Origin of the sequence: Sporosarcina sp. FSL K6-6792 (assembly GCF_038004885.1) — a bacterium.
GTDB classification, from domain to species: domain Bacteria; phylum Bacillota; class Bacilli; order Bacillales_A; family Planococcaceae; genus Sporosarcina; species Sporosarcina psychrophila.
Window position 1 is genome coordinate 3,796,825 of sequence record NZ_JBBOSA010000001.1, and the last position, 14,798, is coordinate 3,811,622.

A 14,798-nucleotide genomic window follows, 5' to 3' on the forward strand; every position below is an offset into this window, starting at 1 on the left:
GAATGGCTAGAATGTTAGAGGGGAGTGGGATATAACTGATAATTTTCGGGGGGATTTGATAGGAATCATAGACAATAGAACTTTTTATGAAACACTTCTCTGATTATGACGTAATTTTTATATAAAAGTCATAGTTCGCCAATAACTTTAGCTGAAGTATAATAAGGGGTTAGTTGCACAAAAATTCCAATTAAATTATACTGATAATTAGGAATGAACTGTTCTTTTTTAATCTAGTAATTAATAAAAACCTAACAAATTACTATGAGTGAGCAACATCGAATGGTAACTTGGGGACACGACAACACTACATGGGGGTTTAAAAATGAGAAAATCAAGTTATGAAAAAGCATTCAAAGCTATGTTGGCAACAACAGTTGCAACTGGGGCTTTTGTTGCTGTAGTGCCTGTAAATACAGAGGCGGCGACCTCGGCGTTTTCTGATGTCAAGGACATCCCAACTCATCATTTTTATAAAGCGGTTACAAATTATACTGCAAAGGGCATGATGAGTGGCTATCCAGATGGCACATTCAAACCAGGCCAAAATATTACCCGTCAAGATGCTGCAAAGTTATTAGCTCTTGCACTAGAGTTAGATACAGTGAACGTCAAAAATCCAGGATTTAAAGATGTTAGCAAAACGAGCCCCTATTATGGATACATTGCAGCGCTTGTTGAGGCAGGCGTTATTTCCGGTTATGAAGATAACACATTTAAACCGAGCGCGAGTCTTTCTAGGGCACAAATGGCAAAAATCATTGTGCTTGGATTCGAATTCGAAGGAACGAAATCTGTCAAACTACCGTTTAGTGATATCAATGATAAGCAATGGCATATTGACTATGTCCGAGCACTTTGTGCAAACGAAATTACAACAGGTACAACACCTACAAAGTTCTCGCCTAATGCACTTGTGACGCGTGGCCAAATGGCTTCATTCGTCTTCAGAAGTGAAGCGATGGTAGCGCCGAAACCGATACCTGTAGATGTAGATAAAGTAGCAGTGGAAGTAGCACTCAACCAGTTAAAAGCCGGGGCAGTCACTGTTTCACGCGGCAATGATGCGACGGATGCCAACAAACTTGCGGCGGTTCAAGCCTATGTCACTTCACTTGTTACTGAAAAAGGTGTTACAGCAAAAACGGTGGCAAGCACAACAGCTGGAAATTATGTAGTGACTTTAACAAAAGGACAAGCGAAGGCAGAAAAAACGATTGCCATCACATTTGGCTATGCAGCGGATGATCGTTTTGTTACCGAGGTGACAGCGATTAACGCGAAACAAGTTGAAGTTAAATTTGCAACACCTGTTATGAAGTCAACGATATTAAACACTTCAGGTGAAGTTCAAAATATGGCATTTACAATGGTCACGGGCGCAACAGTAAACCCTGGAAAACTGAATGGCTCATTGTCCGAAGATGGTAAAATATTGACGATTACTGCAAATTGGGTCTTTGACGGCGAGTATGCGTTCAAATCAGTGGCAACAATTAAAGCAGCAACCGGTGAAAAGTTCGAGGAGCATACTGCCATTGTTAAAGCGAATGATAAAGTAGCACCGAAACTCGTTTCGGGATCAGCGGCTGCGAAGACATCTACGAATTCTTTTGCTCTATTTTTCGACGAACCAGTGAATGCCGCTGGAGTCGTCGCTTATGTCAATAATGGATCAGCAACTGTTGCTAATAATCCTACGAATCCAAATCGTTTGGATGTCACTTCTAACATCCAGGTCATAGCAGGCACAACTGCCACAATTAAATTGACGAATGTTAAGGATTATAATAACAACCTTCTAACGCCAAATCCGTTAGAAACAACAGTGACAATTTCCGCAGATACAGTTGCGCCAACTGTGACGAATGTAAATGTTACAGGAGAAAATAGAGTAGAGATTACGTACGATAAAAATATGAGTATTACTTCATTCGCGGGAAGAGCACGTCTGGTTTATTCGAACGGAACGGTGACAAACCTAACTGCGACGGCGGGTACTAATGCCAATACAGTGATTTTAACGGGTACAGGATTACCTGTTACTAATAATTATAATGCAATCTTATTTATTGATGCTGATGTCAAGGATACTGTCGGCAATGGTACGGCGCTTTATTCATCTAACATTACGCTAAGCAAGGATGTTATTGCACCTGTATTGACATCAGTAGAGTATAAGGAAGGCAAAATTGTTGCTAGTTTTACAGAGGATATTGTACTAGGTAGACAGAACTCCGTGACAGTTATTGATCAGAAAACGGGGAAATCTACTCTGGTTTCCTTGAACTCTAGCAATGCAGGGATTACTACTAATACGTTGACAATTTCTGGATACTTGCCAAATGGAGCGTATCAATTGCATCTACCTGCTTATACAGTTGTCGATAAAGCGAGCACACCAAATCCGAATAAAACAGATATGCTGCCGTTTGGTGTTCAAAATACATTGTCTGCGGATAGCACTCGCCCCGTTATTGGCGCAATCAAGAGCAATCCAGCAATAAATGGAGCTGAGCAAACAGTCACTTATACTGTGACAGATTTTGATAGTGGCGTAAACTTGATCTCTTTGCAAGAAATGAATAACTATACATGGGACAATAGCCCATTACCATGGGGTTCTTTTGTGACAACTGATTTTACAGGGGCGGTAGATAAAGCAACAACTGTTACTGTCACAATCCATATCCCATCTACTGGAATTCCAGCAAGTAAACAAGCGCTATTCTCCATCAATAGCATTCGGGACAATGCAGACAACGCAATTGCATCAGCTGCAGTGGAAAGTATTTATCTATATGGCGGTTACCAATATGGTCCGGAATTGAGCCAGGCCTATATTGACGCTTATGGTACTTCATTAGTGCTTAGTTTTAATGAAGCTGTTCGGAATTTGGATGTGAACGATTTAGAAATTATGCTGGATGGTAAGCATTTAAACAAAAATGTAATTGCTTCAGTTGTTCCTGTCTACAATTCTAATGCAAATCCAAATGTATTTGTTACAGGTATCAATGCTTCGGTGGCCACGGTTAGTGGATCAAATCAAAGTATCTATTATTTGGATAATAACGGCAACGGGAACTATGATACAGATGACATCTATTTATATACTGGAAACTATTCTTCAAATGTAACGAATTCAATTCCAGTGAATTTAAACACTTTAGGTAATTTATCAGTCAAACTCATTCACGATAATAATTCACCCGTCCAAAATCACCAAGGGATTAATGCGATATTCGGTAATGTAATTAAGGTGAAATAGATTTCGTCATATTTTGATAGTGAAGTGCCTTCAGTTTGAAAGTCTGAAGGCACTTTTTATTATCAATTCGAAAAGCGGTAACTATGATGAAACGTGAAGATGGGTGTCTCACACAAGTAGAATACTGATATCTTTAGTCGGCTGGTCGCTATTTTGCTCAGATAGTTCGTGAATAACCCAGTTTTTAGATAACATCTGTTTCAATACAGGGTATATTCGTTGCTCAATTTTTAGGTGTGAGATGCCGCTATCCGTAAGTTGATAATCGTGGTCCTTGATTTTATCGAATTTCAGTTTCAATAAGTTATGCAACCCGTTTATTGTGATGAATTTCACAGTATATCCATTTGAAAGTATAGATAAGAACTTTTGCGGATCTTGATCATAAAGTTTAATAAGTTCATTGAAATCGTAAGCAGGTTTCATGTTCTCCCAAAAGTCGATATCTTTCTGCGCAATTTTGGTAATGATTTCATCATCTGATAAGCCATTGCCACGAAGCGTTTCAATCATGTAAGCATCCATCATCGTAATCTTATTAGTGTTGACTCAATTATAGAGGAGTGCAAGGCATCCTATTCAACACCAACCAACCAATCTGTGTTTGTTCGGTAGTTTGGCCTGTGGAAAAATAACAGGAAACAAGTTGAATGCGGCATGACCGAGCATATATTTGGGCGACCGATCATAAAGTTGCATCATCCGATCATATCCATCGGCCGACCGAGCATACAGTTGTATAACCGATCATATCTATTGGCCGACCGAGCATATCGGATATTCTCCGATTATATCTAAAGCCAATCGAGCATAAAGTTACAGCATCAACCAATCATATCTCTCTCGTCAGTCTCTATTCGAGTGGAAAAGCGGATTACTAAAAACCTATTCAACAGAAAAACTCCCACGAAGTTACTAATCATGGGAGTTTTTAGCACATATCATACATTCAATTCACACTATACGCCACCAAGCCCTTAGCGTTGGCATACAATGCCGCGTTTGTTCGATCGGCCAGATCTAACTTTGCTAATACCTGACTGACATGTTTTTTTACAGTAAACTCTGTAATATATAAAGCCTGTGAAATTTGTTTATTTGAATGGCCCATCCCGAGTTCGAGTAATATCTCCTTTTCCTTCGGTGTTAGCTGTTCGATATGCCTATCATTTTCAAAAGGGCTTTCCTTCGATTTTATCACCAAATCAAACACCCCTGGATCATAATACTTTCTACCTCTGCCGATAACTCCGAGGGCATGGATCAGTTCTTCAGGTAATGCCTCTTTTAATATATAGCCATCGACTCCTATTTCTTTTGCCTGTTTAAAGTCGTGCTCTTCCGTCGATGAAGTTAGCACAACGAATTTACAGGTTATTCCTTGTTGTTTCGCTTCTGTAATTAATTCCAAACCGGATTCATTAGCTAAGCGAAGATCCACTATCGCCAAATCAGGTGTAGTGTCATGGAATAGAGTTAGCGCGTCCTTTCTATTTGCTGCTTCACCTAGGATTTCAATTGCTCCATCTATAGTAAGGATAGATGTTAATCCTTTTCTTACTAATGGATGATCGTCGACAATAACAATTTGCATTAGCCAATCACCTGGACCTTCTCAAGTATTTTTGCGGTTGGAATTTCGATTTGTATTTCTGTCCCTATCCCGTGTAATCCACTTATCAAAAACGTTCCTGCCAAAGTACTGACAAGACGTCTCATATTGAAAAGACCGATTCCTTTTTCCTGCTGGCCTTCGGATATATGCGAATTAATTCCGATTCCATTATCATGAATTTCCAATACAGTTTTCTCGTCCAGTATAGATAATCTGAGTTCAATAGCCGTGCACTGGCCGTGGCGAACGGCATTTCCGCAAGCTTCACAAATAATTCTATAGAGTGCTTGTTTTAATTCGCTGGATAGTAAAGCTTCATCACCCGTTATTTGACAATCAATTCGTATATCACTTAACCGTGCGTACTCGTCAAAATAGTTTTGCAGCCAAACTTGAAAAGATTTTTCGTCATTCTTCGTCGAGTTGAGACCGTATATCGTCGACCGTAGTTCCTTTAATGTAGTGTTGGCAGATTGTGAAAGGAATTGATATTCATCATTCAATTCAGTACTAGTCATACCTCTACTTTTTGTTTGCAAACTGTGCAGAGAATAAACAATACCGACCAATCTTTGCGAAACACTGTCGTGGATTTCATTGGAGATACGATTTTGTTCCTTACTTACAATCATTTGCTCCTTCATTGAATCTGTATGAATTCTTTCGAGCATTATTTCACTAAGTTCGGCTAAGAACTCAAAAGGGCGATTGAAGAGTAATGTTTCTCTAGCCTCACTTGAACCGGAAATCTTAACGCCAATAACTCCGATAGTAGTGGAGGTTCTAATGACTTTCATCCCGTACCAATCCTCGTTAATTTTACTGACAAACAGTTCATTCTCCAGACGTATAGTATTCCATTCTTTTTTTAGGCCAGTTTCAATATGGGGATTACTCGTAGAAGATGCTAGGTAGCTATTTTGATGATTTACGTCCGTTAACCAAAAGAATGCTTCATCACTATGTGTAAGCTTGATGATAAATGCTATTATTTCTTTCATTATCATTTGAGGGCTTGAATTATCCATTAGGTGGAACAGCGATATACCGTGCTTCAATGTATCTAGATAGGTATCATTCGTTTCGATGGGGTTATTATTAGCGCATGCTTGTACCAAATCCAAAGTAGAAGCTTTCTGAGTGTATCCTTCTAATATATCAGCCAGAATCTTTCTGATTACTGTCACTCCCTCTCATTTCATAATAAAAACCCAATCAACTTGAACATAATGTCCAAGTATAATTAGGTCGGTTGCACCAATAACTCCATACATCCCAGGTGCCCATATAGAGGATGTATTTCACAGTTTCCGTAAATTATATTCTTTTATATAGTTCAGTATAACCAAATTACATTGAATATGACGTCATCTCCTGCGGTTGAAGAGGTTCTTTTTTTTTGTTATTAACTTGTATTTTAGCGAATTAAGACTTTTCAGTTACTTACTGCCCATCAGTAAATCAATATACAAGGTTACTTCTATAAGATAGAGCTGTTCATCGAAGTAGATGTGAACTGGTACAAAAGTGCACCGGCTCTCCACTAAAGTAGAAAACCGAAGTAGACAATCGATATTAGAAAATTACTCTTTAGAGTGAGGATGCCAGACAGGAATACTCCTATACTAAAAGTAGTTACAAAAACGGCAACAAGCCGAAAAAGTTATTGGAGGAGATTTTTGAATGAAGAAGTATGAAACATACTAAAGAGGTGTTCACGTTGAAAAAAATTCTTGGGATTTTTCTGGTGTTTACTCTCTTAGTAGGCGCAGGAACAATTTATGCAAGTGGCAATCCAGGACAGAACCTTTCCGAATGGTATAAGAATGCATTCCATAAAGAAAGCGAAAAGTTGGGTGCAGCTACTGCAACCGGTATGATATTGGTCTTGAAAGAGGTCAATATTTTTGTGAAAGAATCAAAAAAAAGCATTGATGATGCATTGGGAAGTTTCCGCGACGATAAGGTGAAAGAAGCGGAGTCTGGCATCGAAAAGTATCAGGCTGACACGATAAATAGTCTGAACGCTACGGTTGTCCAACTTGAAAACGTAAACTTCGATGATTACGTGGACAAGCAGAACATTGAAGCACAAATTGATCAGGAATTCGATCAGATGGTAGAGGACGTATTTAGCGAATAAGCACTCATACAAACCAATATGATAAAAGGGGATAATTAAATGTTCAAAACAGTAAAAGGTAAAGTAATCGCAGGAACAATGGTATTTGGACTCGTAACAGGTGCAGGAGTAGCGTTCGGTGCAACAGATGCAGGCACAAACCTCAAAAATTGGTATGACGGGCAATTTGGGAAGGCATCCACAAATGTAGCAGAACAAGTTGCAGCATACGCTGGCGGTAAAGTTGACGGATTGGCGGTTGAATATAATGGCCTGAAAACAGATGCTACAAACAGTATTAATGCAAAGGGCGTAGCCCAAGCAGGTGTAGCAAACAAAAATACTGAGACACTAAGCCGAGAACATATTGATGCAATAAAAGAAGAACAAGCACATATCAACACTTATTTGTCTGGTCAATTTGATAGCTTATCCAATTTTGCTAACGGTTTAATTAATCAAGCTGGTGATGACGCCCTTCAATATGCGAAAAATGATTTAGGGGAATACACAGGAGCTGCGGGAAATGCCGCGAATGAAAAAGTTAAAACGGACGTAAAAGCCGTAACTAATCAAGCTGTTAAAGACTTGGAAGATGCAATTAATGCGGCGAAAGCAGATCTTCAAACTAAATTAGATAAGGAAACGGGTTTAACCGTTACTGAAATTAAAGGTTTAATCGACGCGAAAATTACTGACCTCCGCACTAAAATCACTAAAATGAAAAATGATTTAGTTAAAGAACAGGAAAAACTTATTACTTTCACAGTAAAAGGACTTCAACTTGAAGCTGAAAAGGCAATGCAAGATTTGGTAGATGGCATTAATAAATAAGTACTAATGCTCAATAAGGACCTCATCCAGTGAGGTCCTTATTGTTTTAAATGGAGGTGCAACTATGTCGAATAAATTCAAAAGGTATAAAAGTAACTTCAGTTTTAAAAAGATAGGCCTCTTACTCGGGGCTCTCCTGTTAACGATAGGTCTAGGAAGCGGCATGAATAATGCATTTGCTGGCGAGGATGCCGGAAGTTCATTAATAAATTGGTTTGGAGCCAAGAGGACAGTATCTGAACAAGAAATATCCGGGGCAATTACTGTAGAAAAAGACAAACTTATGGGCGAGTTGAAAATAGCTTTGCAAGAAGCTAAGCAAAGTGCCGAAGACGAATTGGCGAAATTCACTGAAGAACAAAAACAAATCCGTACAAGTGAATTGCAGAAATTCGCCGCTAATTTAAAAGCGAATATAGAAATCGACCTCACTAAAGAAAAAGAGGCGATTATTGCCGAGTTGGATGCAGAACATAAGCAAGCCATCGAAGACTTGGAAAACCCAGCGGCTCCAATCAATCCAACACCAAAACCAGGAGTAAAACCGGAACCAGCTCCAGAGCCGGGGGCAGAAGTGAAACCGGAGCCAACGCCAGAACCTGAATTGGAGACACAACCAGTGTTGCCATCTGAATCGGATACAGAACCGAAACCCGAGCCAGCATCTGAACCGGAAACAGCGCCAATAACGGAGCCGACTTCAGAATAACTTGCAGGCGTGGGTTAGTGACAATGAATCCCTGCAAATCAGATGCAATCAAGCTCTATTGAACGACAAAAATCCAGCCAAGTACGTTAATGGCTGGATTTCTGTATGTTTATCACCTAAAACAATCCCTATTTCTTCTCACCAATCATAACCACCCTGCTACCGATCATATATCCTGCCAACCGATCATAACCGGCGGGCTGCCGATCATATATCCCACTAACCGATCATAACCACCCGTCTGTCGATCATATATCCTGCCAAGCGATCATAACCGCCGCGCAACCGATCATATATCCCGTCAACCAATCATATACCTCATCCGACTCTTCTCGAGTGGGGAATTGGGGGACACAACCAGTGTTGCCATCTGAATCGAATATAGAAACGAAACCTGAGCTAACAACTGAACCGGAAACAGCGGCACCAATTGAACAACAAAAAAATCCAGCCAAATTCACAAATGGCTGGATTTCTCTATGTCTAACACCTAAAACAATCCCTAATTCTTCTCGCCAATCAGCAAACCAAACAACTCCGACCAATCAGTAATCCGTGGGAAATCCAGGTGTCGATTATACGACTGGCTTTTGGCAAACAATTTAATAGGTTGATTCCTCAACGTCTCAAGAACCGCAGGCTTGTCATCGAAATAATAGTCTAGGTTCAGATCCTTGATGATGTTGACTTTGTCTTCGTCTTTCATGCCGTAATAAAACTTATCTTTGTCAACAGGAAACCCATTTTCAATCATCCACTCGATTGTACGCTTGCCATGCATGTCGGGTCTCGCCGTAATATAATAAATTTCATGACCTTCTCTATCCAACCTTTGCAGGGTTTCCACTGCATCTGGATAGGGAGGGCACGATGTGAAATAGATTTCTTCCAATGAACGATTCCACATTTGACTACCTTGTTCAGCAGTCATGTCAAAAAGCTCATGAATTTCAACCTTATCCAACGCGTGGAAGAGATCCACCGCCACTGTCCGATTCAACTTCGTGTTGTAAAGTTGAAAAGCATGTTCCCTTAAATTAATCAATGTATCATCTATGTCAAAACCGAATTTCATTTTCCATAACCTCTATTCATTTGCGGTATACCGTGGATAGCCCGTGAACTTGAAATCTTTGCCGACGGGGGTAATCCGAAGATCCGCCAAGTCTATAGCATCCCGCATTAATTCTACGCCTGTACCTTCAAGAAATGTGGGTGCATGGGTGCCACCGACTAATTTAGGTGCGATATAAATTTCAACTTTGTCGACCAGCTGATTTTCAAGGAAAGCAGCATGAATGGAACCGCCTCCTTCAATCAAGACGGAGGAAATAAGCTTTTCACCAAGAATGCGGACGACGTCATTTGGGTTCACCTGTTTCACTCCGGAAGTTGGGAAGATTAAAATGCCTTGTTCTTCTAGCTTCTGTTTAGCTACCTGGTCAACCTCTTGTGCAGTAAAAATCCAAGTGGGTGCCTGTCCGTCGGTAACGACCTTTGAATCCAGTGGAATTCGCAGTGTGGAATCTAAAATGACGCGAATCGGATTCCTTCCATTAGGGATCCGTGTAGTTAATTCGGGATCATCCTCAATTACTGTATTGACGCCAACTAAAATAGCCATATTTTCATTGCGCAGTACATGCCCGTCATGCCTAGCTTCGTTGGATGTAATCCACTTACTGTCGGCAGTATGTGTTGCGATTTTTCCGTCCAATGTGCTTCCTGCTTTCATCGTCATGAAAGGCTTTTGTTCGACGATGAACTTGTTAAATACTTCATTCATCTGGCGAGATTCCTCTTCCATTATGCCGACGATGACCTCAATTCCGGCATCTTCCAAAATCTTGACACCGTTACCGGCAACGACAGGATTTGGATCAAGCGTAGCGATAACAACTTTGTTAATCCCAGCTTCAACAATGGCAAGTGCACAAGGACCCGTTCGCCCGTAATGTGAGCATGGCTCAAGGGTCACATAAATCGTGCCGCCTTTTGCCATATCACCAGCCATCCGAATGGCGTGTATTTCCGCATGCGGTTCTCCAGCTTTTAAATGTGTTCCGATGCCAACCACTCGATTGTCATTGACGATAACCGAACCGACGAGTGGGTTTGGATCCGTCTGTCCTTTCATTGCGCGCGCATTGCTTAGGGCTAAATTCATGTAAAATTCATGATTAGTCATTTGGATGAATTCCTTTTTCATCTAAATGGCCTGAACGATCAATCTTTGTCTGCAAATAACCTTCATTGAACTCTGATTTATCGCCCCATAAAGGTTCTCTTCCGGATACAGGAAGCCCAGCATTTTTCAGCGCATCCAGTTTCTTTGGATTATTTGTCATGAGCTTAACAGGTTTTGTACGTAGCGTCTTGAGTACCTGAATTGCATCATCATAATTTCTGGAATCGTCGACAAAACCAAGGCTTTCGTTGGCTTCCACTGTATCGTAGCCATTTTCCTGCAACACATAGGCCATTGCTTTGCTGAATAAACCAATACCACGCCCTTCATGATTCGCTAAATAAAACAGCGCACCCGTCCCGTGATCCGCAATATTCTGCATCGATTGCTTGAGCTGATAGCCGCAATCGCATCTTTTACTACCAAATATATCGCCAGTATGGCAAATTGAATGCATGCGAATTAACGCATCATCCGCATGTTCGAAATCTCCGTAGACGAGCACGCTTGACTGTTGGTATTCCGCCAAATTCGCAGATGACAACTGTTCGATAATTTCTAAGTAATTGTCCGTTACTTGGCATCGGTTAAGCCAGCAATACCATTGAAAAACAACTGTTTCTCCATGCAGATTGACAGGGAGTTGGATTGGTCCGACCAAGTAGATGGCGCCTTCATCTGTGGGGATCATTTGTATTTTATCTTTCAATACGTCAAGGATTTTTGGTTCCAGTTTCAAATTCAACATACAATCATTCCTTCTATTTAAATTTGGGTTATCATGCAAAATTTCTAGTAACTGTAGTACTAGAGCAACTTCATGTGGATTTTTAAATGTGCAATAAATCAGGAAATTATTCCTTTAGCATACCTTATTGTTTCGAGATTTACTTTAAAGTTGTTTGGGGGAGTTTGCTAGATATGTTGAACAAATGAATACGGCGTATACGCTTTACAAGGGCTTTTGGGAGGCCGCTGAAAAAGACTTAGTACTTTGAATGAAATAGAACTCCTGCCAATACCGCTACGACGCTTTGTGGATGCCTCCCGCGATAAGCCAGAAAGGAGACCGCTTTCAGTCTTATCGCTCCGGCTACCACGAAGTCGCGCCTTCGCTGGATGATCTATTTGAGATAGCGCATTTCATCCCAGATAATTATATATGTTGAATCCGGTATATATACTGAGCGAAGGCGCCTTAACAGGGGTAGCCGAAGCCATAAGACTGGCGGCGAAGCTGCTTGGCTTAGGGCGGGAGGCATCCCCGAGCGCCGTAGCGGTTCAGTGGAATTCTTTATTCCAATTTATATAGTATCAACTAGTAATCACCTTACAATCTCGCCATATACATCTCAAAATGACATTTCTCTCGATTATGAACACCCTAGCGCAGGTGCGGCAAAGGGGTCGCCGAAGCTGTAAGCCTGGATGCGAAGCGCTAATCCAGGCTTACGGTGAGAAGCATCCCCAAAGCGCCAAGTGTTCTACAATCCACACCCCAAATTACAGCACTCTCATTATCGAGAACCACAGCAGATTCAATGGGAGTCTTTAATTCAACATATATAGGCAGACCTTTCACTAAAACTACATCCTCTTCTATACGTATGCGCTTATATCTGATTGTCGGTGACAGTCACCCAGTCAAATTGAAAACTGCCGAATAAGCGGTGACAAAAGCAAAGAAATCGTGCAAATTATTATTTTGCTCCGAGCTGATCTTTTATTATTTACATGGAATGCAGAAAGAGGGATAATAGTATTACAAAATAATTTAATGTCGAAGGACTGTATTTCACTTATGAAAAAACAGCACAAAAGAGAAACACGTACACATTTTATATTCCGTTATCTATTCATTATGATAGGGGCGACTATGGCGGCGGTAGCGATTGAACTATTTCTTGTTCCAAACTCTATTATAGATGGTGGAATCATCGGGATTTCACTAATTCTAACTTTTTTAACGGGTATCCCATTCGGTTTACTCATACTGCTGATCAACTTGCCATTCCTTTTCTTTGGCTATAAGTATATCGGGAAGAACTTTTTCATATCTTCCTCTTTTGCAATCGTTGTACTTGCGCTTGTGGAAATTCCACTTAAGGCGGTTGACCCTTTTGTGACGGATCCGCTTCTTGCGACTGTCTTCGGAGGGCTCTTGCTCGGAGCGGGCGTCGGGCTTGTCATTCGTAATGGCGGTGCTTTAGATGGGACTGAGATACTTGGTATTTTATTGACTAAAAAGATTCCATTCTCTGTAGGCGAATTTGTGATGTTTTTCAATATCTTCATTTTCGGCTGGGCAGGCTTTGTACTCGGCTGGGAGCAAGCCATGTATTCGATTCTGACGTATTATATCGCTTCGAAAACAATCGATGCTGTTATCCAAGGTTTGGATGAAACAAAAGCGGTGATTATCGTGTCGGATGAATACGAGGAACTCGGAATTGCCATTAATGAACGCCTCGGTAGAAGCATTACGAACCTTAAGGGAAGCGGCGGCTATAATAATAGTGACAAAGATGTCATTTACGTAGTTGTCACACGTCTAGAAATAAGTAAATTAAAACAAATTGTCCATGAAGTCGATGCAAATGCATTTTTAACAATCATGAACACGCAAGAAGCACACGGCGGACAGTTTAAAGCGCCGATTCATTGAGATGAACAACAAAAAGAAGTGTAGACCTTAATTGGTCTGCACTTCTTTTCATTAATAAAGAAAAATCCCCCCATCCGGATTTGGATAGGGGGACTGTCAATTAGTGCTTGGAACAAACACGTGGAAGTTAACATTAAAAGTTTCTCGGAATTGAATGTCGTTTTTGTCAGCGTAAAGTGTAACTTGGACGTCCTCTGCAGATACATCGCTGTCCGTTGAAGGTTTAGTACTTGGTTTCAAGAGGGCCAAGAAGTCTTCTTTCAGCGTATCTTTTGCAGTGGGTCGCGAGAGGTCGACAGCTTTAGCATTACCTATGCTAATTTTTTTAACGCCGAGCGCTCGCAATTTACTAGAGAAAACACCAATTCCGGTCAACCCTTTAATCCCTTCGTCAATATCATAGGCAGTCATCGTTACTGTATTTGTCCTGCTATTAAATCTTGATTCGGCAACTTTTTTAACGCCTACTTCAATGACACCATTTTGCGTAACGACTTTTCTGATTTCAGCACGCGCCTTTTCGATTGGATTAGATGCGACTTTGATATTCTCGGTACGTACAACAAATGATGCCATTTGGGCACGTGTGATGCTAGAATTCGGATCGAAAGTTGTTGGCGTCTTTCCTTTCGTCACCTTGTTAGAGACGAGTGCCTTGACATGATCCACGTACCACGCAGAATTACTTACATCTCTGAATGGATTTACGGTAGATTTACCTTCGAGTTTGAATCCGAGATCGATTGCTTTCGCCATATGGGCACGCGTCATGGATGCATTCGGTTTGAACGTGTTGTCTTCGAATCCTGAAATGAGCCCTGCATTTTCAAGTGCTGCTACATACTTATAGAAGCCATTCGTGTTGTCGACGTCTTTAAAGCCCGGATTTCTGACGTTTCTCGTATCCAACTTCAATGCGAGCGCAAGTATTTTCGAAGCTTGACCACGCGTAAGCTCATTGTCCGGACGATATGTACCATCTGAATAGCCTTTGACAATTCCACGCCCCGCAAGATTCATAATCGGATCATAATGGTCAAGAGTCGACTTTACATCTGTAAATGAAGTACCAGCCGCATCGGTAGTGACAGGTACTGCAGTAACAATCACTCCCAAGACAACTGCCACAGAAACAGTAGCCGCATATATCTTTCTTCGTAAATTGCTCATTTTGATGTAATTCCCTCCAATAGTTAAACTTATATGGCAATAATATGGATTTTAAGACACAAAGAAACTATAGCATAATCCTATTTAGAATGATAACTCAATATATGAACTAATTATAGAGTTAAGCTGGACTTCTAGTACTTAACGGAAATGGTACTAGTTGGTTAGTTGGGGAATTGGATGTGATTGCTGAGGTGTCCAACCAAACTATCGAAGTGCCCAAC

13 protein-coding genes and 1 riboswitch are annotated in these 14,798 nt (G+C 40.7%); of the genes, 5 read left to right on the forward strand and 8 right to left on the reverse strand.

What is annotated here, in order from left to right; translation table 11 throughout:
- Positions 1-325: 325 nt before the first annotated feature.
- Positions 326-3,271, forward strand: coding sequence for an S-layer homology domain-containing protein (locus MKZ26_RS18415; RefSeq protein ID WP_340767096.1), 2,946 nt, complete (start codon positions 326-328; stop codon positions 3,269-3,271).
- Positions 3,272-3,379: 108 nt separating this feature from the next.
- Here the strand turns inward: MKZ26_RS18415 and MKZ26_RS18420 are convergent, their stop codons facing one another.
- From MKZ26_RS18420 to MKZ26_RS18430, 3 genes are all read right to left on the reverse strand, one after another.
- A complete protein-coding gene (locus MKZ26_RS18420; RefSeq protein ID WP_340767097.1) occupies positions 3,380-3,784 on the reverse strand; it encodes a hypothetical protein in 405 nt (134 codons plus the stop codon).
- A gap of 436 nt (positions 3,785-4,220) precedes the next feature.
- Positions 4,221-4,865: a response regulator transcription factor gene (locus MKZ26_RS18425; RefSeq protein WP_338655113.1), complete on the reverse strand. Its 645-nt coding sequence runs from the start codon at positions 4,863-4,865 to the stop codon at positions 4,221-4,223.
- A complete protein-coding gene (locus MKZ26_RS18430) occupies positions 4,865-6,010 on the reverse strand; it encodes a sensor histidine kinase (protein WP_340767098.1) in 1,146 nt (381 codons plus the stop codon). The genes MKZ26_RS18425 and MKZ26_RS18430 overlap by 1 nt, the downstream gene beginning before the upstream one ends.
- A gap of 115 nt (positions 6,011-6,125) precedes the next feature.
- Positions 6,126-6,207: riboswitch (cyclic di-GMP riboswitch) on the reverse strand.
- Between the two features lie 399 nt (positions 6,208-6,606).
- On the opposite strand from MKZ26_RS18430, the gene MKZ26_RS18435 reads away from it, so the two are divergent.
- The 3 genes from MKZ26_RS18435 (at position 6,607) to MKZ26_RS18445 (ending at position 8,551) form a co-directional block, all read left to right on the forward strand.
- Positions 6,607-7,029: a hypothetical protein gene (locus MKZ26_RS18435; protein WP_340767099.1), complete on the forward strand. Its 423-nt coding sequence runs from the start codon at positions 6,607-6,609 to the stop codon at positions 7,027-7,029.
- A gap of 39 nt (positions 7,030-7,068) precedes the next feature.
- Positions 7,069-7,842, forward strand: coding sequence for a hypothetical protein (locus MKZ26_RS18440; RefSeq protein ID WP_340767100.1), 774 nt, complete (start codon positions 7,069-7,071; stop codon positions 7,840-7,842).
- A 64-nt stretch (positions 7,843-7,906) separates the two neighbouring features.
- Positions 7,907-8,551, forward strand: coding sequence for a hypothetical protein (locus tag MKZ26_RS18445; RefSeq protein WP_340767101.1), 645 nt, complete (start codon positions 7,907-7,909; stop codon positions 8,549-8,551).
- A gap of 248 nt (positions 8,552-8,799) precedes the next feature.
- Here MKZ26_RS18445 and MKZ26_RS18450 read toward each other — a convergent pair whose 3' ends face one another.
- The 4 genes from MKZ26_RS18450 to MKZ26_RS18465 are packed head-to-tail and all read right to left on the reverse strand — an operon-like array spanning position 8,800 to position 11,487.
- Positions 8,800-9,096 (reverse strand): hypothetical protein, encoded by a 297-nt coding sequence (locus MKZ26_RS18450; RefSeq protein ID WP_340767102.1) that lies wholly within the window; start codon positions 9,094-9,096, stop codon positions 8,800-8,802.
- On the reverse strand, positions 9,054-9,626 hold the full coding sequence (locus MKZ26_RS18455; protein ID WP_340767103.1) for a 5' nucleotidase, NT5C type: 573 nt from the start codon (positions 9,624-9,626) through the stop codon (positions 9,054-9,056). Before MKZ26_RS18455 ends, MKZ26_RS18450 begins: the two co-directional genes overlap by 43 nt.
- Positions 9,627-9,638: 12 nt before the next feature.
- On the reverse strand, positions 9,639-10,739 hold the full coding sequence (gene ribD / locus MKZ26_RS18460; RefSeq protein WP_340767104.1) for a bifunctional diaminohydroxyphosphoribosylaminopyrimidine deaminase/5-amino-6-(5-phosphoribosylamino)uracil reductase RibD: 1,101 nt from the start codon (positions 10,737-10,739) through the stop codon (positions 9,639-9,641).
- Positions 10,732-11,487: a GTP cyclohydrolase II gene (locus MKZ26_RS18465; protein WP_340767105.1), complete on the reverse strand. Its 756-nt coding sequence runs from the start codon at positions 11,485-11,487 to the stop codon at positions 10,732-10,734. Before MKZ26_RS18465 ends, ribD begins: the two co-directional genes overlap by 8 nt.
- 1,053 nt (positions 11,488-12,540) lie before the next feature.
- On the opposite strand from MKZ26_RS18465, the gene MKZ26_RS18470 reads away from it, so the two are divergent.
- Positions 12,541-13,404, forward strand: coding sequence for a YitT family protein (locus MKZ26_RS18470; protein ID WP_340767106.1), 864 nt, complete (start codon positions 12,541-12,543; stop codon positions 13,402-13,404).
- A 96-nt stretch (positions 13,405-13,500) separates the two neighbouring features.
- Here MKZ26_RS18470 and MKZ26_RS18475 read toward each other — a convergent pair whose 3' ends face one another.
- A complete protein-coding gene (locus MKZ26_RS18475; protein WP_340767107.1) occupies positions 13,501-14,574 on the reverse strand; it encodes an S-layer homology domain-containing protein in 1,074 nt (357 codons plus the stop codon).
- Positions 14,575-14,798 lie beyond the last annotated feature (224 nt).